The organism is Sulfitobacter sp. OXR-159 (genome assembly GCF_034377145.1).
In the GTDB taxonomy this organism is placed as follows: Bacteria; Pseudomonadota; Alphaproteobacteria; order Rhodobacterales; family Rhodobacteraceae; genus Sulfitobacter.
This window is the reverse complement of record NZ_CP139707.1, coordinates 1,556,044-1,579,584: the sequence shown is the minus strand read 5'-3', so window position 1 is coordinate 1,579,584 and position 23,541 is coordinate 1,556,044. Positions and strand designations below refer to the sequence as shown.

Annotated in this window: 19 protein-coding genes; 5 read left to right on the top strand and 14 right to left on the bottom strand. The window is 62.0% G+C overall.

Annotated features, from left to right (window positions below):
- Window positions 1–7: 7 nt before the first annotated feature.
- The gene (gene mfd / locus T8A63_RS08140; protein WP_322345478.1) at window positions 8–3,478 is read right to left on the bottom strand and encodes a transcription-repair coupling factor; all 3,471 of its coding nucleotides are present in this window, start codon (window positions 3,476–3,478) and stop codon (window positions 8–10) included.
- 31 nt (window positions 3,479–3,509) lie between these two features.
- Window positions 3,510–4,037, bottom strand: a complete 528-nt coding sequence (locus T8A63_RS08135) for a component of SufBCD complex (RefSeq protein WP_150120204.1) — start codon at window positions 4,035–4,037, stop codon at window positions 3,510–3,512.
- A 119-nt stretch (window positions 4,038–4,156) separates the two neighbouring features.
- On the opposite strand from T8A63_RS08135, the gene hemB reads away from it, so the two are divergent.
- On the top strand, window positions 4,157–5,161 hold the full coding sequence (gene hemB / locus T8A63_RS08130) for a porphobilinogen synthase (RefSeq protein WP_067628183.1): 1,005 nt from the start codon (window positions 4,157–4,159) through the stop codon (window positions 5,159–5,161).
- Window positions 5,162–5,287: 126 nt separating this feature from the next.
- Complete coding sequence (locus T8A63_RS08125) at window positions 5,288–5,854, top strand: YSC84-related protein (RefSeq protein WP_067628155.1); 567 nt, start codon at window positions 5,288–5,290, stop codon at window positions 5,852–5,854.
- Window positions 5,855–5,930: 76 nt separating this feature from the next.
- Here T8A63_RS08125 and T8A63_RS08120 read toward each other — a convergent pair whose 3' ends face one another.
- Window positions 5,931–6,803 carry an NAD(P)-dependent oxidoreductase gene (locus T8A63_RS08120; protein WP_322345477.1) on the bottom strand — a complete coding sequence of 291 codons (873 nt, stop codon included), beginning with the start codon at window positions 6,801–6,803 and terminating at the stop codon, window positions 5,931–5,933.
- Between the two features lie 96 nt (window positions 6,804–6,899).
- On the opposite strand from T8A63_RS08120, the gene T8A63_RS08115 reads away from it, so the two are divergent.
- Both T8A63_RS08115 and T8A63_RS08110 read left to right on the top strand, forming a co-directional pair.
- On the top strand, window positions 6,900–9,368 hold the full coding sequence (locus T8A63_RS08115; RefSeq protein WP_067942555.1) for a penicillin acylase family protein: 2,469 nt from the start codon (window positions 6,900–6,902) through the stop codon (window positions 9,366–9,368).
- The gene (locus tag T8A63_RS08110) at window positions 9,365–9,931 is read left to right on the top strand and encodes a pseudouridine synthase (RefSeq protein WP_322345476.1); all 567 of its coding nucleotides are present in this window, start codon (window positions 9,365–9,367) and stop codon (window positions 9,929–9,931) included. The genes T8A63_RS08115 and T8A63_RS08110 overlap by 4 nt, the downstream gene beginning before the upstream one ends.
- Here the strand turns inward: T8A63_RS08110 and T8A63_RS08105 are convergent.
- From T8A63_RS08105 to trkA, 6 genes are all read right to left on the bottom strand, one after another.
- On the bottom strand, window positions 9,928–10,329 hold the full coding sequence (locus tag T8A63_RS08105; RefSeq protein WP_067628167.1) for a DUF2177 family protein: 402 nt from the start codon (window positions 10,327–10,329) through the stop codon (window positions 9,928–9,930). The two genes, T8A63_RS08110 and T8A63_RS08105, sit on opposite strands and share 4 nt — an antisense overlap.
- Window positions 10,330–10,439: 110 nt before the next feature.
- Window positions 10,440–10,931 (bottom strand): GNAT family N-acetyltransferase, encoded by a 492-nt coding sequence (locus T8A63_RS08100; protein ID WP_067628171.1) that lies wholly within the window; start codon window positions 10,929–10,931, stop codon window positions 10,440–10,442.
- A 33-nt stretch (window positions 10,932–10,964) separates the two neighbouring features.
- Window positions 10,965–12,263 carry a GTPase HflX gene (gene hflX / locus T8A63_RS08095; protein ID WP_067628174.1) on the bottom strand — a complete coding sequence of 433 codons (1,299 nt, stop codon included), beginning with the start codon at window positions 12,261–12,263 and terminating at the stop codon, window positions 10,965–10,967.
- Window positions 12,260–12,499, bottom strand: coding sequence for an RNA chaperone Hfq (gene hfq, locus T8A63_RS08090; protein ID WP_007119530.1), 240 nt, complete (start codon window positions 12,497–12,499; stop codon window positions 12,260–12,262). Before hfq ends, hflX begins: the two co-directional genes overlap by 4 nt.
- Window positions 12,500–12,629: 130 nt before the next feature.
- Window positions 12,630–14,180 carry a TrkH family potassium uptake protein gene (locus tag T8A63_RS08085; RefSeq protein WP_416153237.1) on the bottom strand — a complete coding sequence of 517 codons (1,551 nt, stop codon included), beginning with the start codon at window positions 14,178–14,180 and terminating at the stop codon, window positions 12,630–12,632.
- Window positions 14,181–14,196: 16 nt separating this feature from the next.
- A complete protein-coding gene (gene trkA, locus T8A63_RS08080) occupies window positions 14,197–15,573 on the bottom strand; it encodes a Trk system potassium transporter TrkA (protein ID WP_067942561.1) in 1,377 nt (458 codons plus the stop codon).
- Window positions 15,574–15,699: 126 nt separating this feature from the next.
- Here trkA and T8A63_RS08075 point away from each other — a divergent pair, with 126 nt between their 5' ends.
- Window positions 15,700–16,194 (top strand): hypothetical protein, encoded by a 495-nt coding sequence (locus tag T8A63_RS08075; RefSeq protein ID WP_322345475.1) that lies wholly within the window; start codon window positions 15,700–15,702, stop codon window positions 16,192–16,194.
- Window positions 16,195–16,239: 45 nt separating this feature from the next.
- Here the strand turns inward: T8A63_RS08075 and T8A63_RS08070 are convergent, their stop codons facing one another.
- The 5 genes from T8A63_RS08070 to dusB all read right to left on the bottom strand — a co-directional run bounded on the left by T8A63_RS08070 (window position 16,240) and on the right by dusB (window position 23,403).
- Window positions 16,240–17,652, bottom strand: a complete 1,413-nt coding sequence (locus T8A63_RS08070) for a sigma-54-dependent transcriptional regulator (RefSeq protein ID WP_067630616.1) — start codon at window positions 17,650–17,652, stop codon at window positions 16,240–16,242.
- Window positions 17,645–19,900 carry a PAS domain-containing sensor histidine kinase gene (locus T8A63_RS08065; protein ID WP_322345474.1) on the bottom strand — a complete coding sequence of 752 codons (2,256 nt, stop codon included), beginning with the start codon at window positions 19,898–19,900 and terminating at the stop codon, window positions 17,645–17,647. The genes T8A63_RS08070 and T8A63_RS08065 overlap by 8 nt, the downstream gene beginning before the upstream one ends.
- 95 nt (window positions 19,901–19,995) lie before the next feature.
- Complete coding sequence (locus T8A63_RS08060; RefSeq protein WP_322345473.1) at window positions 19,996–21,375, bottom strand: response regulator; 1,380 nt, start codon at window positions 21,373–21,375, stop codon at window positions 19,996–19,998.
- A gap of 1 nt (window position 21,376) precedes the next feature.
- On the bottom strand, window positions 21,377–22,462 hold the full coding sequence (locus T8A63_RS08055; protein WP_067630608.1) for a two-component system sensor histidine kinase NtrB: 1,086 nt from the start codon (window positions 22,460–22,462) through the stop codon (window positions 21,377–21,379).
- On the bottom strand, window positions 22,459–23,403 hold the full coding sequence (dusB, locus tag T8A63_RS08050; RefSeq protein ID WP_416153247.1) for a tRNA dihydrouridine synthase DusB: 945 nt from the start codon (window positions 23,401–23,403) through the stop codon (window positions 22,459–22,461). Before dusB ends, T8A63_RS08055 begins: the two co-directional genes overlap by 4 nt.
- Window positions 23,404–23,541: the final 138 nt, after the last annotated feature.

The following is a 23,541-nucleotide window of genomic DNA, read 5'->3' as shown; positions in this document are numbered from 1 at the left end:
TCGGGGCTTAGCCCTTTGCCTTGGCCTTTTTCGCAGTCTTTTCTTTGGCGATCACATGTTCGGCCAAGTCGCGTGCAATGGCAAAGGCGCCTTTGATCTTGTCGGCATCCGTCTTCCAATCCCGGCGCACGACGATCTTGTTGTCCTTGACCTTGGCCAGCCCACGCTGGTCTTGAATGAACTGCACCAGCCCCTCGGGCGAGGCGAATTTGTCGTTGTGGAACTGGATCGTCGCGCCCTTCGGCCCACCATCGAGCTTGGCGATCCCGGCGCGTTTGCACATCGCCTTGATCCGCACCACCAGCATCAGGGTGTTCACCTCTTTTGGCAGCTTGCCAAAACGGTCGATCAATTCGGCGGCAAAGCCTTCGAGTTCCACCTTAGTTGAGAGCTCGCTGAGGCGGCGGTAGAGGCCAAGACGCACATCGAGGTCAGGCACGTAATCCTCAGGAATGAGCACCGGCACGCCAAGATTGATCTGCGGCGCCCATTGTTCGTCGGCCTCGCTAAGGCCCTCCATCTCGCCCGCCTTGATCTTAGCAATCGCCTCTTCCAGCATGGACTGGTAAAGCTCAAAGCCCACATCGCGCATCTGGCCGGATTGCTCTTCGCCGAGCAGGTTGCCCGCCCCGCGAATATCGAGGTCTTGGCTGGCCAAGGTGAAGCCCGCGCCAAGCGTATCAAGGCTGCCCAAGACCCGCAGACGTTTCTGCGCCGTATCCGTCAGCTTCGCGCGCGGCTTGGTGGTCAGATAGGCATAGGCACGCGTTTTCGAGCGGCCCACGCGGCCCCTGATCTGATACAGTTGCGCAAGGCCGAACATATCGGCGCGGTGCACGACCATGGTGTTGGCCGTAGGAATATCGAGGCCGGATTCAACGATCGTCGTTGCCAGAAGAATGTCGAATTTGCCATCGTAAAAGGCGTTCATCCGATCATCCAACTCGCCCGGTGCCATCTGACCATGGGCGACGACGTAGGAGAGTTCCGGCAGCTGCGCCTGAAGGAAATCTTCGATCTCACGTAGATCACTCAAACGCGGAACGACATAGAAACTCTGCCCGCCCCGATAATGCTCACGCAGCAGCGCCTCGCGGATGGTAACCGCGTCGAACTCGCTCACATAGGTGCGGATCGAGAGGCGGTCGACGGGCGGTGTGCCAATGATCGACAGATCGCGCACGCCCGTCAGCGACAGTTGCAACGTGCGGGGGATCGGTGTGGCGGTCAGGGTCAGTACGTGGATATCGGTGCGCAGGGACTTCAGCCGTTCCTTGTGGGTCACGCCGAAATGCTGCTCTTCGTCGATCACCAGCAGGCCGAGGTCTTTGAACCGGATGCCTTTGGCCAGCAGCGCATGAGTGCCGATGACGATATCGACCGTGCCCTTCGCCATCCCATCGCGCGTCGCTGCTGCCTCTTTGGCCGAGACAAAGCGGCTGAGTTGGCGCACTTCGATCGGGAAGCCGCGAAAGCGTTCGGCAAAGCTTTTGTAGTGCTGCCGGGCGAGCAGTGTCGTAGGCGCGATCACCGCCACCTGAACACCCGACATCGCCGCGACAAAGGCCGCCCGCATCGCAACTTCGGTTTTACCAAAGCCCACATCGCCGCAAACCAGACGGTCCATCGGATTGCCGCTGGTCAGATCATCCACCACATCGGCAATGGCGCGCAGCTGGTCGTCGGTCTCCGTATACGGAAAACGGGCTGAGAAGGCATCCCACATGCCCGGTGGCGGGTCGAGGACCGGCGCTTTGCGCAGCGCGCGTTCGGCCGCTATGCGGATGAGCTTGTCCGCCATCTCGCGGATACGCTCTTTGAGCTTGGCTTTCTTGGACTGCCACGCCCCGCCGCCGAGCTTGTCCAGCAGCCCTTCGTCATGGCCGTAGCGCGACAGCAATTCGATATTCTCTACCGGCAGGTAAAGCTTTGATTGTTCGGCATATTCCAAAACGAGACATTCATGGGCAGCACCTGCGGCGGTGACCACCTCCATTCCGTGATAGCGCCCAATGCCGTGGTCGACATGAACCACCAAATCGCCGGGGCTGAGGCTTTGGGCTTCGGTCAGGAAATTCTCGGCCCGACGTTTGCGTTTCGGGGCGCGGATCAACCGGTCCCCCAGCACGTCCTGCTCTGAGATCACCGTCATGCCCGGCGCCTCGAACCCGTGTTCCAGCGCCCAGACCGCCAGATGCAGCCCGCGTTTTCCGATGCGGGTGGCGTCCATCACCGGGATCGCCTCGGCCAGACCTTCGTCTTCGATGAGCCCAGTCAGGCGTTCGCGCGCGCCTTCGGAGTAGCTGGCGATCAACACCGGACCAACTTCAAGCTTTGCTTTAATATGCGCAGCCAATGCCCCGAAAAGACTGACAGATTCCTGCTGTCGTTCGGGCGAGAAGTTGCGCCCGATCCGCGCACCTGCGTCCAACACGCCCGGCCCAGTGGGCTGCGGCAATGGGTTGAACTGGATAACCCGTTTCCCAATCAACGCCTCGTTCCAAGCGTCGTCGGTCAGATATAGCCCTTCGGGCGGGGCGGGTTTATAGACGCTGTCCATTTTAGAGCGCGTCTTCATCGCCAGCTGCCGCGTCTCATATTGGTCGGCAATCGTGTCCCACCGCGCGAGGCGCATGGGCGTCAGTTGATCGTCCAGCGTGATCGTGGCCTTCGGCAGATAGTCAAAGAGCGTTTCGAGATTGTCGTGGAAAAACGACAACCAATGTTCCGCGCCTTGATGTTTGCGGCCCGCGCTGATCGCCTCATAAAGTGGATCATCAGTGCCCGCTGCGCCGAATTCGATGCGGTAGTTCTGCCGGAAACGGGTGATTGCCGCGTCGTCAAGAATGACCTCACTGACCGGAGCAAGCTCTACCAGATCAAGTTTTTCCGTGGTGCGCTGCGTGGCCGGATCAAACCGCCGCGCCCCGTCCAGCACGTCCCCGAAAAGATCAAGCCGCACCGGGCCAAGGTCGCCGGGCGGGTAGATGTCGATGATCCCACCGCGCACGGCGTAGTCGCCCGGCTCCATCACCGTGGGGCTTTGCACAAAGCCCATGCGCACCAGAAAGGCGCGCAGGGCTTTTTCGTCGATCCGGCTGCCCACGCGCGCCGCAAAGGCCGCGTCGCGCAGGGTTTCGCGTGCGGGGATACGTTGGCTGGCCGCGTTCAGCGTCGTCAGCAGAACGAACTGCTGGGGCATCCCATGCACCAGCGCGGCAAGTGTCGCCATCCGCTGAGCCGAGATATCGGCGTTGGGCGATACGCGGTCATAGGGCAGGCAATCCCAGCTTGGGAAGGTGACGACCGGCATGTCGGGCGCGTAAAACCGCAAAGCGGCCTGCATCGCCGCCATGCGTTTGTCATCGCGCGCCACATGGACCACCGGCTGGCCGCCCTTGGCGATTTCATCAAGAATGGCGCGGGCATCATAGCCTTCGGGAACGCCGGAGAGGGTGATATTACGCGGATCGTTCATCGGGTCTCAATTGGGCCTCACGGGGGGCCTGTCAACCCGCCAGCGGGCCAATGCTTAGATTTTGATACATTCCCCAAAGGGCGGTCACGAAGATCGAGAACATGCCGATGATCTGGGTATAAAGTCGGTGCCGCATCAAGCGCCGCTGCAACACGTCGCCGGTGGAGCCTTCGATGCGGATCAGCCGCGCGGTCGAGAGGCTCAGCAGCCCGACCAGCGACATGGGGAACCCCAGCAGCAGCAGGGCCTGGGCGAATTCGATGGCATAGACGAACCCCAAAAGCACCAGAGAGGTCAGCACGAAAAAACCCAGCCCCAAGAGCCAAAGCCCCGAGACCTGCGAGATATAGAGCAGCCGGTTCACGTTGATCCGCACGATGTCTTCGAGATCGGCCTGCGCCTCGCCCCCATAACGTCGGGCACGCAGCACCATGTCAAAGGGCACGCCCAGCACCCAATGGCTTGCGGTCGACCACATCACAGCCAGCGCGATCCAGAACCAAAGGTTCGAGAAAGAGCGCATGTCAATCATTTCGAAAAGGGTCTGGTACCAGTCCAAGGCGTGCTCGTCCGAAATTTAAGTTCGCATCTCTTAGCGGTCCGGCGCGACAATTCATAGGGTTGAGGCGTTCAAAAATACATGGCAAGCCCATGCCAAGCCATTCTGAGGTAATTTTGATGCAACCCGTCCACGCCCCCTTCCCCGCCACGCGCCTGCGCCGCACCCGTGCCAACGCCGGTATTCGCGCGCTGGTCCGCGAGAATGACCTGCATCTGGGCGATCTGATCTGGCCGGTTTTCGTGCGCGAAGGCGAAGGCGTGGAAGAACCGATCCCCTCCATGCCCGGGGTCATGCGCCGCTCGGTCGACACGCTGGTCGCGGCGGTGCGCGAGGCGGCGGATCTCGGCATCGGTACGGTCTGTGTCTTTCCCTATACCGGCCCCGAGGACCGGACCGAGGATTGCGCCCGCGCATGGGATCCGCAAAACGCCACCAACCGCGCCATCGCGGCGATCAAAGAGGCCATGCCGCAGATGGTGGTGATGACCGATGTGGCGCTGGACACCTATAACATCAACGGCCACGATGGTTTTGTCGAAGATGGCATCATCGTGAATGACCGCACGGTTGAGGCGCTGGTCAAGATGGCGCTGGCCCAAGCCGAAGCGGGTGCCGATATCATCGGACCGTCAGACATGATGGACGGGCGCATCGGCGCGATCCGCGACGCTCTTGAGCAGGCCGGGCATCATGACGTGATGATCCTGAGCTATGCCGCCAAATACGCCAGCGCCTTTTACGGCCCGTTCCGCGATGCGGTGGGTGCCTCTTCAGCCCTGACCGGCGACAAAAAGACCTATCAGATGGATCCCGCCAACAGCGACGAAGCCCTGCGGCTGGTGGCGCGCGACCTGTCGGAAGGCGCGGATATGGTCATGGTCAAACCCGGCATGCCTTACCTTGATATCTGCCGCCGTGTGAAAGACGCCTTTGGCGCGCCGACCTTTGCCTATCAGGTCTCGGGAGAATACAGCATGATCCGGGGCGCGGCGGACCAAGGGTGGATCGACGGCGAACGCGCAATGATGGAGAGCCTTTTGGCCTTTAAGCGCGCAGGTTGTGATGGGGTGCTCACCTACTTTGCCCCCGATGTTGCCCGGCTTTTGGCCAAAAGCGCGTGACCTGAGGGCGTAAATCTGCGCAAAGGGTCTAACCGACATGACAAAGCGCGTGATTATGCGTAATCTCGCGCATAAGTCGGGAAAACCGGCAGCAGGCAACCGATCTTGAACATACAGGCAGAAAAGATGAGCAATCAGACATATAACCGGCGCTTTGTGACTTTGGGTGCCCTTACGGCGCTTGGCGCAACCGCGGCTTGCGGCAACGGCGTTGGCGGACGGGGCGGCGCCATGATCGACGCGCGCGTCGATGCGACCCTGGCCGAAATGTACCGCGGCTATCCCAACACCCGGCAGTTGGCCGAAAAAGCCAATGGCATGCTGGTCATGCCGCTGGTGACCGAAGCGGGCCTTGGCTTTGGCGGCGCTTACGGGCGCGGCGCGTTGCGCGTCAACGACGTGACGGTGGACTACTATTCGGTGACCAAAGCATCGGGCGGTTTGCAGATTGGCGCGCAGCAATATGCGCATGTGCTGTTCTTCATGACCGAGCCCGCGCTGCGCGAATTCCGCAGCTCGCCGGGTTGGGCGGCTGGCGCCGGTCTGGAGTATGTGATCTCCGACAAGGGCGACAGCGTGAGCGCCGACACGACCACTGTCATGGCTCCGGTTCTGGCAGCGGTCTTTGGCCGCGCGGGCCTGCGCATCGGCGCGACGCTGGAAGGCACGAAATACACGCGGATCATCCCCTAACGCAGGGTCGACCGATGGTCTTTGAAGGGCAGCGCCAGTTTCATCCGGCGCTGCCCTTTTTCTTTTGCAAACAGCCTTAGCCCATGGCGCGCAGGCGTTTGATCAGGCTCGATGTATCCCAACGCCCGCCGCCCTGCTTTTGCACGTCTTTATAAAACTGATCGACCAGCGCCGTGACCGGAAGGCTCGCCCCTGTCTCATCCGCTGTGTCCAGACAGATACCCAGATCCTTGCGCATCCAATCCACCGCGAAACCGTGGTTAAACTCATCGTCCAGCATGGTCTCATAGCGGTTCGCCATCTGCCATGACCCAGCGGCACCTTGACTGATCACCTCAACCACAGCCCGGCCATCAAGGCCCGCCTTCTCGGCGAAATGCAGCGCCTCAGAGAGGCCCTGCACCAGCCCGGCGATGGCGATCTGGTTGCACATCTTGGCCATCTGGCCTGCGCCACTGTCGCCGATGCGGCGGCAAATCTTGGAGTAGACCTCCATGATCGGCAGCGCCCGGTCAAAGGCGCCCTCATCTCCGCCGCACATGATCGACAATTGGCCGTTTTCCGCTCCTGCCTGACCGCCCGAAATCGGCGCGTCGACAAAGCTCACCTGTGCGTTATCGGCAGCGGCGTAAAGTTCGCGCGTGACGGCCGCTGAAACGGTCGTGTGATCGACAAAGATCGCCCCCGCCGTCATGCCGCCAAAGGCCCCGTCCTCTCCCAGACAGACCGAGCGCAGGTCATCGTCATTGCCCACGCAGGCGATCACGAAATCCGCATCCTTTGCCGCCGCGCGCGGGGTCTTGGCCATGGCGCCGCCATAGGTTTTAACCCAGTCTTCGGCCTTGGCTTCGGTGCGGTTGTAGACGGTTACCTCGTGGCCGGCCTTTTGCAGATGCCCCGCCATCGGAGCCCCCATGACCCCCAGTCCCAAAAACGCGAGCTTTGCCATGTGCTTTTCCTTATCATTCAGTTGCGTTATTCCCTGTCACAACACCTACCACCCTGCGCGCTCCGGTCAATCTGCGCGCCAGCTGAGGATCTCCCGATGGCATTGATGTTTCGCTGGCTTATCCGATTGGCGGTGTTTCTCGTCACGTTGAGCGTCGTGGTTTTGTTGCTGGTCTACTGGTTCGCCGCGCGGTCGCTGCCCGATTATGACGATACGGTTCAGGTTCAAGGCGTCACCGCCCCGGTCGAGATCGTGCGCGACAACGCCAATGTGCCGCATATCTTTGGCGAAACCGACGAAGACGTATTTTATGGCCTTGGCTTCGCCCATGCCCAAGACCGGCTGTGGCAGTTGATCACCCTACGGCGCACTGCACAGGGGCGTCTGTCTGAGGTTTTCGGCACCGCCACCGTCACCACCGACAAGCTGATGCGGCGCTATGACATTTACCGTCTTGCCGTGGCAGCGGCTGGTGAGCTTGACCCCGAAACCGACGCGGCACTTGAGGCCTATTCCGCCGGGATCAACGCCCGCCTAGATCAGATCAACACCGAAGCCCTGGGCCGTGGCGCGCCCGAGATGTGGCTGTTCAATGCGCCCATGGCCCCGTGGCGGCCCGCCGACTCATTGGCCGTGACCAAGCTGATGGGCCTGCAGATGTCGGGCCACCTAGAGGCCGAAGTGCTGCGCGCGCGGGTATCATTGGAGTTGAGCGACCAAGATCGCCTGCGCGACATCCTGCCGGATGCGCCGGGCAGCGGGGTCGCCGCCCTGCCTGAATATGCCGCCCTCTTTCCTGACGTGACGACGCGCCACGCCGCCGCAGCGCCCATGGACAGTCATCCGCTGTCGCCTTTCAAACGGCAGGCCTTCGCCGGTGCGTCCAACGCTTGGGCCGCAGCGCCGTCGCGCTCTGCCGCGGGCGGCACGCTTTTGGCCAATGATCCGCACTTGGGGTTCACCGCCCCGGCGATCTGGTATCTGGCCCGGCTGGAGCTTGAGACCGGCGGCGTGATCGGCGGCACGATACCCGGCATGCCCGTGGTCCTGACAGGCCGCAGCGCCGATCTGGGCTGGGGGCTGACCACCGCCTATGTCGACGACCAAGACGTCTATATCGAAGAGCTGAACCCCGACAATACCGAGGAATACCGCACTCCCGACGGGTTCAAGAAATTCCGCAAACGCTCATCCATCATCAATATCGCTGACGCCGATCCGATCACCGTCACCCTGCGGTGGACCGACAACGGACCGGTGCTGCCGGGCAGCCATTACAACCTTGGCAGTATCACGCCGCCGGGGCATGTGGCCTCTGTCGCCTCGACCCTCTTTACCGAAAAAGACACCTCGCTTGCTGCCGCGATGAAGGTGATGCGCGCGAAATCGGTGCAGCAGGCGATCAATGCCGCGACCGATTATGTGGCACCCGCGCAGAACCTCACGCTGGTTGATCGAGACACCATCGCCATGAAAACCATCGGCGCCATGCCGCGCCGCGATGCCAATCACCAAAGCGAAGGGCGCATGCCCAGCCCCGGCTGGATCGCCGCCAATCGCTGGGATGGAATGCTGCCCTATACCGCCAACCCTGAGTTCATCGCCCCCGCGGGCGGCATCCTCGGCAACACCAACAACAAAACGGTCGACCGCCCCTTCCCCAACCACGTCTCCTTTGTCTGGGGCGACACGCAGCGGGTGCAACGCTGGCAGCGGCTGATGCAGAACCGCGAGGTTCATACCCGCGACAGTTTCATCGAAGCGCAGCTTGATACGGTCAGCCCCACGGCCCGCGCGCTCCTGCCGCTCATCGGAGCTGAGCTTTGGTTCACCGGAGAGGCTGCCCCCGATGGCACACCCGAACGCCAACGCCAGCGCGCACTGGATCTGCTGGCAGGCTGGTCGGGTGAAATGAACGAACACCTGCCCGAGCCGCTGATCTATGCCGCATGGATCCGCGCCCTGCAGGACCGTCTTATCCGGGATGAACTGGGGCCACTGGCCGAAGAATTCACTCACGTTCAGCCGCTCTTTATCGAACGCGCTTTCCGCGATGTGCAAGGCGCTGCGAAATGGTGCGACGTGCGCCAATCCGCGCCAGTCGAGACGTGCCATGACATGGCGCGACTGGCATTGGACGACGCCCTGCTCTGGATCAAAGAGACTTGGGGCACGCAGTTGGAATCCCTCCGCTGGGGCGACGCGCATCAGGCGACCCATGATCACCCCGTTTTGGGCGACGTGCCGCTGCTGCGCTACTTCGTGAACATCCGCCAGTCGACCTCGGGCGGGGACAATACCCTGCAACGGGGGCTGACCCGCGGCACCGGCAAAGACCCGTTCTATAATGTGCATGGTGCAGGCTACCGCGGGGTTTACGATTTCGCTGATCCCGACAGTTCGGTTTTTGTCACCTCCACCGGGCAATCGGGGCATTTCCTGTCGCGCCATTACGACGACATGGCGCAACTCTGGCGGCGGGGGGAATATATCCCGATGTCACTCGACGCCGAACTGGCCCGCGCCGCCGCCGTGGGCGTGACCCGTCTGGAGCCTGCCCAATGACCGCCCGTGTGATCCTGCTGAACAAACCCTACGGCGTGCTGTCGCAATTCACCGATAAAGGCACTGAGGGCAGCACGCGGCCCACACTCTCGGCCTATGTCGATGAAAAGGGGTTTTATCCCGCCGGGCGGCTTGATCGCGACAGCGAAGGGCTTTTGGTGCTGACGGACCACGGCCCCCTGCAAGCCCGCATCGCGCATCCCAAGTACAAGCGGCCCAAAAGCTATCTGGTACAGGTCGAAGGCACGCCCGATGCCGCGGCCCTTGAGGCACTGCGCAAGGGGGTGGAACTGAAAGACGGCGTTACGAAACCGGCCCAAGTGAACCAGATCGACGCGCCCGAGACCCTCTGGCCGCGCGACCCGCCGGTACGTTTTCGCAAGACGGTACCGGACGCTTGGCTGCGCATCACCATCCGCGAGGGGCGCAACCGGCAAGTGCGGCGCATGACGGCCCATGTCGGTCTGCCCACGTTGAGGCTGATCCGCGCCAGCGTGGGCGATTGGGAACTGGCCGGTCTGCAACCCGGCGCTTGGCGCTGGTCGACCGAGAATGGCCGCTAGGTCAGCGCGCGGGTGATCGCCACGCCTGCGGTTGCCGCCGTGCCGGTCAGGACCGACCCCCAGGCGAAGTCTCGCGCCACCATGGCCCATGTCCAATCCTTGAGCGTCGCCAGATTGGTGAACTCATAGGTGCCATAGCCCATCGCGCCGATCAGCAGCGCATTGCCAAAGACCCAAAGCAGCGAATGATCCCCTGTCATCGCAGGCCAAGACACGAACCACAGCACCACCGCCACGAAGAAGGCGTAGAAAATCAGCGCCGGGGCCACGCGAAACTCGTCAAGCAGCCAACCGCCAATGTCCCGCTCAAACACAGGTTTGATGAGATAGGTCAACCCAAGGTAGTCCAACCCGAGGAAGACAACGACCGTTGAAATATAAAGGATGACGAGTGTCATTCGGCGCGCTCCGTTACTGATCGTATGACCATATGCGGCAGGACGTACAAAATTCGAGGGGTTGGCCGTGAATAATGGGATTCCGGCACCTCGACCCGGCCAATTGCCGCCTAGGACCGCGACCGCCGCATCAAAACCTCATCATGGTAAACACCGTTTACATAAAGCGCCTCGGTATCCACCGCCCATGTCGTAAACCCCATCCGCTCATAAAGGCGCAGCGCGGCCTGGTTTCTGGAAACGACCGATAGACGGATTGAAGTGCAATCGGCAAAGGCTTCCGCTATGGCTGCCTCCATCAGCGCCACCGCCAGCCCGGCCCCTCGTGCCCTTGGTCGCACGAACATGCCCCAGATCGTCGCGATATGACGAATTTTTGGCGATTGTGACTGGGCAAGCCCAACGATGCCCTCAAGGTGACCGGCATCACTGAAGCCACCAAATACGCAGCCCGATCCCAACCGCTTTGCCACATCGGCAAGTGTCAGGTTGGCTTCTTCCTCAAAGGATGCACCAAAGGCCTCTGGGTGGATTCGCAATCCTTCGAGCCTGAGCGCATGAAAGGCAGCGGCATCACGGGCCTCAAGTTTCCGAATTTGCATCCTTTCCGATCCACCCAGCTTACGCCCAAACGATCAAATCTGCTGGAATTCAGCCTCTTGGCGCGCGGACCAGCGCACGGTGATCTCAAACCCGTCTTCGGTCTGACGCTCACCTTCGACCACGTCCTGCGCAAACAGCCACGCGCGCTTCTTGCCTTCGGCAAAGCCGAGGGTCAATTCGGCCTCGCGCACCGCGCCTTGCAGCGCTTCGGCAATGGTTTCCTGAAACGCCTCAAGCCCCTCTCCGGTGATGGCCGAGATTGCCAGCACATCGTCGTTGCGGGCCGCCCGTGCACGCATGGCGTCGGCGCGGTCTTCTGGGAGCAGGTCCAGCTTGTTCCAAACCTCGAAACTGCGGGTCTCTTTTGGGACGCCGAGTGAGGCGAGAATATCGCGCACGTTCTGCGCCTGCTCTTCGGTCTCGGTATGGGACACATCGCGCACGTGACAGATGATATCGGCGGCAAGCACCTCTTCGAGCGTGGCGCGGAAGGCGGCGACGAGTTCGGTCGGCAGATCGCTGATGAACCCCACCGTGTCGCTGAGAATGATCTCTGGCCCGTCGGGCAGAACAAGGCTGCGCATGGTCGGGTCGAGCGTGGCAAAGAGCATGTCTTTGGCCATGACCTCGGCCCCGGTCAGGCGGTTGAAAAGCGTGGATTTTCCGGCGTTGGTATAGCCCACAAGCGCGACGATCGGGAACGGCACTTTGGCACGGGCGGCGCGGTGCAAGGCGCGGGTTTTCACGACCTTTTCCAACTGGCGGCGCAGGCGCACCAACTGGTCGTCGATGGCGCGGCGGTCCGCCTCGATCTGTGTCTCACCCGGACCACCAACAAAGCCCAAACCGCCGCGCTGCCGCTCAAGGTGGGTCCACGCGCGCACAAGCCGCGTGCGCTGATAGTTCAGCGCGGCCATCTCGACCTGCAGCACCCCTTCGCGGGTCGCCGCACGGTCGCTGAAAATCTCAAGAATCAGCCCGGTGCGGTCGAGCAGTTTCACGCCCCAAGCCTTCTCAAGGTTGCGCTGCTGCACGGGCGTCACGGGGCCATCGACCAGCACAAGGTCAACCTCCGCCGCCTTCATGCGCTGCTCAAGCTCGTCGATCTTGCCCTTGCCGAAAAGCATACCGGCATGGACGGTGCGCAACGGCACCACTTCGGAGCCCACGACCTGCAACTCTGGCAGCGCTTCGGCCAAGGCGACAGCTTCGGCCAGCGCGGGCTCAGGCGCGCGCCGGTCGTTGTCGGTCTTGATATCAGGATGCAGCACCCAAGCGCGCGTTACGCGGGGCCCATCGCTGTTGTCGATCTGAAATGCTGGACGGCTCAAGAAGCGTCTTCGCCCTCATAAAGGCTGATCGGCTGGCTTGGCATGATGGTCGAAATCGCGTGCTTGTAGACAAGTTGCGATTGACCGTCGCGGCGCAGCAGAACGCAGAAGTTGTCAAACCAGGTAATCACGCCTTGCAATTTGACGCCATTGATCAGGAAAATTGTCACCGGTACTTTGGTCTTGCGAACGTGGTTTAGGAACGCATCCTGAAGGTTCTGTCTGTCTGACGCCATGGTAGTCTCGCCTTTTGTTCTTGCTGGCGTCCGCGTACCGGACCCCCCCATTGCCTCAAGTATGGAGTGCGAAAGCGTGAGTTTCCAGCCCCAATATCAGCGGACTAGGGCGGTTCTAGCGCTAAACGTGTCAAGCGCGCCACAAATTCGGGGTCATCAGCGCAATAATCGCCAAGGTTTCCAGCCGACCCAGCACCATTGCTCCGCTGAGGATGATTTTCGCGGCCACGCCCAGTTCGATCAAATGGATCGGTTTGTCCGCGGCATGTTCGATCAGCGGCCCGGTGGTGGAGAGCGTGGCCACCGACATGACCACCGCCGCATCAAAGGACGCGCCAGTCAGGGTCAGCAGCAGGGTCACCCCGGCGAGTGACATCGCGAAGAGCATAAAGAAGATCCACGCGATGAAGGCCCCGTTGCTTTGCAAGCGACGCCCGGCGGCCCCCGCGCCGCTGACCGAATTGGGATAGACCAGTCTGTCCATCTCCCGCACCCCGTTTTGATAGAGCGCGAAGACCCGCAAAAGCTTGACCCCGCCCGCCGTGGTGGCCACCCCGCCGCCGATCAGTGCAAGTCCCATCAGCACCAGCCCCGGCGTGCGCAGCCCCGACCAATTCTGCGCCTCGGCCCAATGTTCAGAGACGAAACCGGTCGTCGACAGGAAGGACAGCACGGTAAACAGTCCGCCCCAAAGCGCGTGCAAAGCGCGGGTGCCGTCAACCTCGACCTCAACCTCAAAGGCGCCGATCCAGTGGCGTGCGAAGAGCAGCAAAGGCACGCCGATCACCACCAAAAGACCGATGCGGAACTCTGGGTCGGTCATCAGCCCGCCTTGGGTCGCGGTCACGGTATCTTTGGAAAAGGTCAGCCGCGACAGGGCGAAGAGCATAAACAGCATCATCACCGCCTCGCCGGTGACGCCGACCTGCGCTTCGGCCACGCCACCGATGGGCGAAATGCCCGAGGTCGCCATCACCGACATGGCATGACAGAGCGCCACCAAGCCCGTCTCTCCACCGATGACCAGCAAGAGCCAAAGCAGCAGCGTCAGCCCGAAATAGATCGGCAGCAAAGCCTGCGTGGTGCGCAGCAGCCGTTGGCGCGGGGTGATCCGGCCCATGCGGGCGCCGATACGGTCATCGGGCCGCCCCGGTTCGGCCTGCGCCGTCACCTCAAAGCCGCCCAAATGCAGCGGGGCCAGAATGGCCGAGGCCGTGACCCACATGAGCAGCCCGCCCATCCAACCGACCTGCGCGCGCCACAGATGCAGGGTGTCGCTCAACCGTTCGGGGTTGAACATCGTGGCCCCGGTGGTGGTCAGGGCGCTCACCATCTCGAAATAGACGTTCATAAACCGCGTGGTCGGCAGCGCCTCAAGGAAGGGCACTGCGAAAAAGACCGGCAGGAACACAAAGGCCGACAGCAGCGACAAGAGCGGCCCAAGCGCGCCGTCCAAGGGTTTGCGCCCGGCATGGGCGATGGCGATAAGCGTGAAGGCCACAAGCCCCAGCAGGCCAGCATAGAGAAAGGCACGGCTGGCCAGATGGTCATTCATCACCAGCCCGTGGATCGACGGCAGGATCATCGACAGGGCAGAGACGCCGAACAATTGCAAGAACAGCGGCAGCTGCACGATCTCCCGGCGGATGCCGGTCGGCCCTATGCTGGTCGTTTGCGTCACAAAGGCGCTCCTGCGCTTAGAAAAAGTCGATCGAGACCTGCAAAAGCTGCTCAACCCGCGGCACATCCTCGGCCAGAGCGAAGAGGGCGACAACATCGCCTTCGTCGATCCTTGTGCTGCCCATGGGGCGGATCACCTTGCCTTCTTTGCGCAGCATGCCGATCAACACGCCTTCGGGGAAGTCAATTTCCGACACTTTTTTGCCCGCGAGGGGCGATGTCGATAGCACTTCGGCCTCGATCACCTCGGCCTCGGCATCGCCGATGGAATAGACCGCCCGCACCCGGCCATGCCGGATGTGGCGCAGGATCGAACTCACGGTCGTGGCACGCGGATTGATATAGGCGTCGATGCCGAGGTGTGTCATCAGCGGCACCAGCGTCGGGTCGTTGATCAGCGCAATGACATAGGGGCAGCCCTCGGCCTTGGCACGCACGCATGACAGCATGTTGGTTTTGTCGTCATCCGTCACCGCCAGCATCGCATCGGCGCGGCTGATGCCCGCCTCGGCCAGCAGCGCGGCATCAAGCCCGTCGCCATTCAACACGATCGTCCGCTCTAGCCCTTCGGCGGCACGTTCGGCGCATTTGCGGTTTTTCTCGATCATCTTAGTGCGCACGCGCAGCGGTCCGGCCTCAAGGTGCTGCGCCACGGTCAAGCCGACATTGCCGCCCCCCACAAGAACAACACGCTCTTGCTTGGTGGTCTGCTTGCCGAAAATCTCCATCGTGCGGGCGATGTCGTCGTGATGCGAAAAGACATAGCAGTCATCGCCGACGAAAAGCTGATCCTTCGCCTCGGGCGCGAACAGCGTGCCATCGCGGCGCACGCCCACGACGACCGCACGCAGGGTCGAGAAGAGATCAGTCAACTGCCGCAGCGGCGTGTTCACCACAGGGCAATCGCTATCGATGGAAATCCCGAGAAGCTGCGCCTGCCCGTCCATGAAAATCTCGGTGTCGAAAGCCGCTGGCGCACTGAGGCGCTGGAGCGCTGCGGTAGCGACTTCTTTTTCAGGCGAGATCACCACGTCGATCGGCATGTGATCGCGGCGGTAGAGGTCAGAATAAATCGCGTCAAGATAGGACTGGCTGCGCAGACGGGCGATCTTGCGGTTGATGCCGAAGACCGAATGCGCCACCTGACAGGTCACCATATTGACCTCGTCCGAGTGGGTCGCGGCGATGATCATCTCGGCGTCCCGCGCGCCCGCACGGTCCAGCACATCGGGGTAGCTGGCGAATCCGGCGATGCCTTGCACATCCAGCGTATCGGTGGCGCGGCGGATCAATTCGGCATTGCTATCGACCACGGTCACATCGTTGCGCTCTCCGCTGAGGTGACGGGCAATCTGCCAACCCACCTGCCCTGCGCCGCAAATGATGATTTTCATGAAGGCTTCCTTACCCTGAGCAAAGATCGTGTGAGGGTTGTCTTGGGTCGGTTAGAGGGCATGACAGATGGGTTGGCAAGGGTCAAATCAATTGTCTTTCCCCCGCAACAGCGGCATGATGGCGCTATGAAACCGATATCGCTTCGCCCCTCTCGCGCCGCCTTTGCCCTAACGCTTATCGCCTTGGGGGCTGCCGCCTGCGCGCCGCTGAATACCTATTACAAACCGGGCGCGAGTGTCGCGCAAGTCAATCGCGCGACCACCGCCTGCGAAGTTAAGGCACTGCGCGATGTGCCGATCTCTACTCAAGTCCGCCGCGAACCACCGCGCTATGTGCCCGAGCGGCGCCACTGTGATGCCGACAATAAATGCAGGGTCACAGGCGGCTTTTATGTCCCCGGTGAACTGGTGACATTTGATCCTAACGAGGATCTGCGCAACCGGGTTGAGGGGCAATGTATGGCCGATCAAGGCTTTGCCCCTGTGTCGATCCCCGCTTGCCCGAACAATATCGCCCGCGCCGCACCACCGCGCGCGACCACGACGCTGCCGGCCCTGAACTCCAATTCCTGCGTGATCCGCAACAAGAACGGGTCTTTCCAGATCGTTACGCGCGGCTAACTGGGATCGCGAGGGGTGCCACCCCTCGCGCCTGAGCCTTGCGGCTTAGCCCGTCGCCTCCACTTCCTCGTCCACATGGGCCACGCGCACACCTGCCTTGGCCGAGGTCACAACGCCAAGCGATTTCAACTTGCGGTGCAAGGCGCTGCGTTCCATGCCGACGAAATTCGCGGTGCGGCTGATGTTGCCGCCAAAACGGTTGATCTGTGTCAGCAGGTATTCCCGCTCAAAGGCCTCGCGCGCTTCGCGCAGCGGCAGCGTTGCCAGTGCACCGGACAGCACCACGCGCCCCTCATCGCCGCCGTTTTCCTCTTCGCCGGGCAGTTCACGGGCCTCAATCGGGCCGGTGCCATCGCCGAGGATCAGCACCCGTTCAACAAGGTTCTTGAGCTGACGCACATTGCCGGGCCAAACCATCGTCTGCATCAGAGCAACGGCATCTTCGGTCAACGCACGCTGCGGCAGACCTTGGGAGGTGTTGAACTCGGCGATGAAATGTTCGGCCAGCAGCGGAATATCCTCGCGCCGCTCTTCCAAGGATGGCACGGCAATCGGCACGACGTTCAGACGGTGATAGAGTTCCTGCCGGAAGGTATCTGCCTTGATCGCCTGATCCAGATCGCGGTTCGTTGAGGAAATCACCCGCAGATCGACGCGCACCTTGTCGGTCCCGCCGACGCGGGTGAACTGTTGGTCCACCAGCACCCGCAGGATTTTGGACTGGGTGCCAAGCGGCATGTCTGCGACCTCATCAAAGTAGATCACCCCGCCGTGGGCCTGCTCCAGCAGCCCCGGCTCGACCCCGCGGTCCGGCGTCTCCCGGCCAAAGAGCACCTCTTCCATCCGATCAGGCGCCACCCCGGCGCAGTTGACGGTGACAAAGGGCGCCGAGGCGCGGGCGGAATGGGCGTGGATATAGCGCGCCGCCACTTCCTTGCCCGACCCCGCGGGGCCGGTCAGCATCACGCGGCCATTGGATTTGGTCACCTTGTCAAGCTGGCCCAGCAAGGCGCGATAGGGTGCGGAGGTGCCAATCATCTCCGAAGTCGCCACATCGCGGCGCTTGAGGTTCTGGTTCTCCCGGCGCAGGCGCGAGGTTTCCATTGCGCGGCGGATCACCACCAGCAATTGATCGATGTTAAAGGGCTTTTCAATGAAATCGTAAGCCCCTTGCTTGATCGCCGCCACGGCAATCTCGATATTGCCGTGGCCCGAGATAATCACCACCGGCACATCGGGATTGTCCCGTTTGACGGTCTTTAGAATATCGATCCCGTCCATCCGGCTGTCTTTCAACCAGATGTCGAGGATGATCAGCGCGGGCGCCTCGGTGTTGATCTCGGCCATCGTCTCATCAGAATTGCTGGCCAAGCGCGTGGCAAAGCCTTCATCCTCAAGGATGTCCGAGATCAACTCACGGATGTCGCGTTCGTCGTCTACAATCAGAATGTCACTCATCTGCCTTATCCCCTTGGTCTGTCGTTGCGTCGATGGCCAAAGGCAGCGAAATGACTGCCATGGCACCGTGATGGTCTTGCCCGTCGAATGCGGGCGCGGTTTCGAGCGTCAGGCTGCCGCCGTGTTCCTCGATAATCTTTTTGACGATAGGCAGGCCCAGCCCGGTGCCCTCGCTGCGCGTGGTCACATAGGGCTCGAACAGCCGCGCGCGGTCTTCGGGCAGGCCGATGCCATTGTCGGCGATGGTCAGCCGCATGAGCCGGTTTTCCGGTGTAAGCGCCACGCGAATTTGCGGCACATGCCCCTCGGGCGCGCCGTCTTTCTTTAAGCTATCAATGGCTTCGCCCGCGTTCTTGATCAGGTTGGTCAGCGCCTGCGAAATCATCGTGCCGTCGATATTGGCCATGACCGGCTCTGCGGGAAGGTCAAGCTTGATCGCCACCTCTTCCTGCCTGCTTTGCTGAAGCAACACGGCATCGCGCAGCAACTGCCGGATGTCCTGACGGCTGGTTTCCGGCTCTGGCATCCGCGCGAATTTCGAGAATTCGTCGACGATGCGCCGCAGGTCGCCGGTTTGGCGGATGATCACCCCGGTCATCTGCTCCAGCGCGTCATCATCGCCCTCGGCCATCTTGGGGCCGAACTTGCGACGAATGCGCTCAGCACTCAACTGGATGGGCGTCAGCGGGTTCTTAATCTCATGGGCAATCCGCCGCGCCACGTCGCCCCAAGCAGCCATGCGCTGCGCCGAGACTAGATCGGTCACATCGTCAAAGGCCACCACATAGCCCTCAAGATCGCCATCCTTGGACCGCCGGGTCGCCATGCGCACCAAGAGGTTCTCCATCGCCCCTTGGCGCGAGACTTTGATCTCCGCCTGCGCCACTTCGTCAGACGCGGCCTTCACCGTCTCGAACAGCGGGCCGAACTCCGGCACGGCAAGGGTCAGCGGCAGGCTTTGTTGATCTTCCGACCAGTCCAGCAGCCGCATGGCAGAGCGGTTCACGAAGGTCACGCGCCCCTCGGGGTCCAGCCCCACAACGCCCGAGGTCACCGAGCTTAGCACGGAATCGAACAACCGGCGACGGCGCTCGATCTGATCGGTATTTTCCAACAGCGTCTCGCGCTGGCCCTTCAGCTGCCGGGTCATCTGGTTGAAGTAACGCCCCAGCATGGCGATTTCGTCATCGCCCTCTTCTTCGCGGACCTGCACGTTCAGATCACCCGCACCCACCTGTTGCGCGGCGCCGGTTAAGCGCCCAACCGGGCCGGAAAGCCGTTCGGCAAACCACAGGCCCAGCCAAACGGCGGCCAGAATGAGGATCACCGCAAAGCCCAGATAGACAAGGGCAAATTCGAACAGCAGCCGCCCGCGTTCGGATTCAAGCTGTTGGTACAGGCGCACCGTTTCTTTGGTCTCATCCAGCAGGGCCAGAATCTCACCATCCACCGCGCGGGAGACATAGAGGAAACGATCGACATAGGCATCCATCGGCACCAGCGCGCGGAATTCATTGTTGGGCCAGTCCTCGATGACCAAAAGGCCCTCGTCACTGGCGGTCTCAAGCTGCGCCTCGGTGGGTGCTTCGAAATCAAAGAGATAGGACCGATCCCCCCGCGCCCTGATCTGCGCGGTGCTGTCGATCAGAAACGCCTCGCGCAGGCCGCGCTGAATTTGCCGCTGGCCCTCGCCCAAAAGCTCACTGTCGCTTAGGTTGATGCCCTGCGCGCGGGCGCTGTCGATGCTGCGGGCAAGGGTCTGCGCGTCCGATATCAGGGCCTCGCGCTGCTCGGCCTCATAGGCCTCGGCCGCCGCGAGCGATGAGCCGACCACGCCGCTGACCCGGTCAGAGAACCAGCCTTCGAGCCCCACGTTCACCGTGAGCCCTGCAAAAATCGCTACTGTGACAGTTGGGATCAGCGCCATCAGGGCAAAGACGCCCGTCAACCGCAGGTGCAACCGAGAGCCCGCCGATTTGGCACGGCGCGCCGAGATTAGCCGCCCGACTTGGATAAGAACCAGCGCCGCCACCAGCAGCACATAGACCAGATCGGACAACAGAATGAGCCGCAGGTTGAGCGTATCCGCCCCCTGCCCCAAAGGCCCGAGTGCCAGATAGGTCGCAAGCGCCAAAACCGGCCCCAGCACCACCAGCCCAAAGGTGGACCAATTGCGCAGCCGCTTGACTCGCCTGAGACGCCCCAACCGCTCGAGCTTGAACCTGCGTGACCGGGTTGCCACCCGCATACCTCACCGATGTTGTGATGCATTGCTGCATCAACCGCCATATTATGTGGTCCTGAACGGGAGAGTACCCCGATGGCCACTGTTATGTGGCTCTTTTACATCATCTTGCGGCCCCGTGTCACCTCAATATCGAGGTCGGTGATCTTCTTACGCAAAGTATTTCGGTTAATTCCCAGCAAAGCGGCACATTTAGCTTGGTTCCCTGCCGTCGCGGCAAGCGCGATTTCGATCATCGGCAGTTCAACTTCGCGCAGGATCCGCGCGTAAAGACCCGGAGGCGGCAGCATGGAGCCGTGCAGATCGAAATACCGTTGCAAGTGCCGCTCGACCGAGGCACCCAGCCGTTCGGTATCGGCCTCGGTCTGCATCGGCGCCGGACCACTTTGTGCGCCCAGCAACTGCTCGGCCTCGCTCGCCGTGATCTCGGCCGCTTGGCTGGCCAGTGCAAGTTGCCGCATGGCATGTTCCAATTGGCGCACATTGCCGGGCCAAGGGAACTTCAGCAGGATTTGCGCAGCCTTGTCCGAGAGTTTGCGCGCTGACGCAGGCCCGGGGTTGGCACGGGCCAAGAAGTGATCGGCCAAAAGCGGGATGTCCTCCACCCGGTCCCGCAGCGCAGGCACTTCGAGGGTTGCCCCCGACAGGCGGTAATAGAGATCGCGGCGCAGCTTGCCTTCTTGCATCGCCGCATCCAAGTCACTTTGGCTGGTGGCCATGAATCGCGGCGCGTCTTCGCCCGGCGCATCCATCATCCGCACCAGACGGGCTTGAATATCTTGGGGGAAATCCGCGATTTCGTCGATCATCAAGGTGCCACCGCCAACCCGCGCCAACACCCGCGAAGGGCCTTCGATATCGGCAAGATCGGCATCCGTCACGGTCACGAACGGCAGGCTGCGCCGGTCTGAAAAGTCGTGAATCGCCCGCGCGATCAGCGATTTGCCCGAGCCGCTTTCGCCCCAGATAAGCACCGGCAGATCGGTGTTCATCACCCGTGCCACGGTGCGGTAGAGCGCCTGCATCACCGGGGTCCGGCCAATCATCGGCAGATCGTCACGTTCGGCGTCGATCTCGGCACCGTCGTCGGCAGCGGCCTTACGGCTGAGCGTCGTGCGCTGCTCCAACGCACGGGCGGTACGTTTCATCAGGTCCGGCAGGTCAAAGGGTTTGGGCAAATAGTCAAAGGCTTCGGCCTCTGCCGCCTTGATCGCCGTCATGATGGTGTTCTGCGCCGAGATCACGATCACCGGCAAGCCGGGTCGGTCCTGCGCGATTTTCGGGAGCATCTCCAACCCGTTGCCATCGGGCATGACCACGTCAGAGATCACCGCGTCACCCTTGCCCTCGCTGACCCATCGCATCAGGGTGGTCAGGCTTGAAGTGGCATGAACCTTGCAGCCCGCGCGGGTCAGCGCTTGGGTCAGAACGGTGCGGATTGTACGGTCGTCATCGGCGACGAGGATGGTGCCATCCATGTCAATTCTCCTTGAGGGCAGCGGCGCCTGCGCGCGGCAGCGAAATGCGGAATGCGGTTCGACCGGGGGCGGAACTGACTGAAATCCAGCCTCCATGGTCTGAAATAATTTTACTCACCAAGGCGAGGCCCAGCCCGGTGCCATTCTCCCGGCCCGAGACGAAGGGATCGAAAACATCGGCGCGGATATGGTCGGGCAAGCCGGGGCCATCGTCAATCACCTCGATCTGTAGGGGCAGCGGCTGGCCATCCCCATCGGCGCGGCGCAACTGGAACCCGTGTTCATAGAAACTGCGCAGCCGGATGGTGCCCCCCGCCGCGCCCGCTGCCTCAGCCGCGTTGCGGATGAGGTTCAGCAAGACCTGCAAAAGCTGGTCCTTATCCCCAAGCGCGGGCGGCAGAGAGGGGTCGTAATCCTCGGTGATTTTCATCTTTGAGCCGAAGCCCAACAGCGCCGACCGCCGCGCGCGGTCCAGCACATCATGCAGGTTCACCGGTTTGCGCTCGGGCGCCATGAGGTTGCCAAATTGCTCGACCTGTTCCAGCAGTTTCACAATGCGCCGGCTTTCGGCAACGATGAGATCGGTCAGTTCCAGATCACTTCTGGACAGGTTCATCGATAAAAGCTGCGCCGCGCCGGTGATCCCGGCCAAAGGGTTCTTGATCTCATGGGCCAGCATCTCGGCCATGCCGATGGCGGATTTGGCGGCGGATTTTACGCTGTGATCTTGGGTGATGCGCCCGGCCAATTCGCGCGGGGTGATCATCAGAACCATCTCCCCCGCCCCGCCCACCAGCGGCGCAATCTGCAGGCCGCATTGCAAAGGCGCGCGCTGCATCGCGCCCACATCCACGTCATTCACGAACAGCGGCGTGCCCTGCAGCCGCGCACGGGCAAAAGCGGCCTCAAGCGGGTGGTCCACCGCGATCAACTTCCAGATTGACTGGCCAATCGTGGCGCGGGCCGAGGCATTGAGGAAACCTTCGGCGGAAGGGTTCAAATCCGCGACCCGGTCGTCGGCGCTGACGATAAAGGCAGGCACCGGCAAAGAGGTCCAAACCTGCCGCTCAGGTATCTCGGCCCTCATGCCGCAACCGGGGGTTGAGCCGCTGCGGCGTCGTACTGCATGGCCTCTGCGATCAGATCAAAGGTGGTTTTCACCTCCCCCGCCGTCAGCAGGGCGCGGCGCAGATCTGCGGGGGTGGCGCAATGGTCCATATACCAGCCCAAATGCTTGCGGGCGACTTTGGCCCCCAGATCGACCCCGTAAAAACGCAGCATCTCGTCGTAATGTTCGGTCACCATCTGGGCCATTGCGGCCCCTTTGGGGATCATCGGTTTGGCGCGTCCGTGCAGGTCATGCGCGATTTGCGCCAGCAGCCAAGGCCTGCCTTGCGCGCCGCGCCCGACCATCACACCATCTGCGCCCGACAGCCGCAGGGCTTGGCGTGCCTCATCGCTGCCAGTGATATCGCCATTGGCGATGACGGGGACATTCACTGTCTCTTTCACCGCGCGGATCGCAGCCCAATCGGCGCGGCCCTTGTAGAACTGACAGCGCGTGCGCCCGTGGATGGTGATCATCTGCACGCCCGCGTCCTCGGCCCGTTTGGCGATCGGCGCGGCGTTGAGCATATTGTCGTCCCAGCCCAGCCGGGTTTTCAACGTCACAGGCACGTTGACCGCGCCGACCACCGCCTCGATCAGCCGCAGCGCGTGATCGGGCGTTTTCATCAATGCCGAGCCGGAGGCCCCTTGCGTCACCTTCTTGGCCGGGCAGCCCATGTTGATGTCGATGATCCGCGCACCCATCGCCTCGACCATCCGTGCGGCTTCGGCCATCGGTTCGGCCTCGCGCCCCGCGAGCTGGACGGAGGTGCCGATGACATCCAGCCCCAACTCCGCTTTCTCCCGCGTGCCGGGGCGGCGGCTGAGCAATTCTTGGCTGGCGACCATCTCCGACACGACCAATCCGGCCCCGAATCGCGCCACAAGGCTGCGATAGGGCAGATCGGTGATCCCCGCCATCGGGGCGAGGAATACCGGCGGGTCGAATGTCAGGGGGTCGGCGGTCACGTGCTTAATCCTTGTGCGGTCCCTTGCTGTGTAGCTCTGCCACGGGGTGACCTCAATGAAACTAGCCTGAAAAGCAGCTATGCGCCAAGC

Coding starts and splice junctions, on each gene's coding strand:
- T8A63_RS08110 (WP_322345476.1), top strand. CDS start 9,365: ATGACCGCCCGTGTGATCCTGCTGAACAAACCCTACGGCGTGCTGTCG.
- dusB (WP_416153247.1), bottom strand. CDS start 23,403: ATGGCGGGGATCACCGATCTGCCCTATCGCAGCCTTGTGGCGCGATTC.
- T8A63_RS08060 (WP_322345473.1), bottom strand. CDS start 21,375: ATGGATGGCACCATCCTCGTCGCCGATGACGACCGTACAATCCGCACC.
- hfq (WP_007119530.1), bottom strand. CDS start 12,499: ATGGCGTCAGACAGACAGAACCTTCAGGATGCGTTCCTAAACCACGTT.
- T8A63_RS08065 (WP_322345474.1), bottom strand. CDS start 19,900: ATGCGGGTGGCAACCCGGTCACGCAGGTTCAAGCTCGAGCGGTTGGGG.
- T8A63_RS08055 (WP_067630608.1), bottom strand. CDS start 22,462: ATGAGGGCCGAGATACCTGAGCGGCAGGTTTGGACCTCTTTGCCGGTG.
- hemB (WP_067628183.1), top strand. CDS start 4,157: ATGCAACCCGTCCACGCCCCCTTCCCCGCCACGCGCCTGCGCCGCACC.
- T8A63_RS08075 (WP_322345475.1), top strand. CDS start 15,700: ATGAAACCGATATCGCTTCGCCCCTCTCGCGCCGCCTTTGCCCTAACG.
- T8A63_RS08105 (WP_067628167.1), bottom strand. CDS start 10,329: ATGACACTCGTCATCCTTTATATTTCAACGGTCGTTGTCTTCCTCGGG.
- mfd (WP_322345478.1), bottom strand. CDS start 3,478: ATGAACGATCCGCGTAATATCACCCTCTCCGGCGTTCCCGAAGGCTAT.
- T8A63_RS08120 (WP_322345477.1), bottom strand. CDS start 6,803: ATGGCAAAGCTCGCGTTTTTGGGACTGGGGGTCATGGGGGCTCCGATG.
- T8A63_RS08070 (WP_067630616.1), bottom strand. CDS start 17,652: ATGAGTGACATTCTGATTGTAGACGACGAACGCGACATCCGTGAGTTG.
- T8A63_RS08125 (WP_067628155.1), top strand. CDS start 5,288: ATGAGCAATCAGACATATAACCGGCGCTTTGTGACTTTGGGTGCCCTT.
- T8A63_RS08115 (WP_067942555.1), top strand. CDS start 6,900: ATGGCATTGATGTTTCGCTGGCTTATCCGATTGGCGGTGTTTCTCGTC.
- trkA (WP_067942561.1), bottom strand. CDS start 15,573: ATGAAAATCATCATTTGCGGCGCAGGGCAGGTGGGTTGGCAGATTGCC.
- T8A63_RS08100 (WP_067628171.1), bottom strand. CDS start 10,931: ATGCAAATTCGGAAACTTGAGGCCCGTGATGCCGCTGCCTTTCATGCG.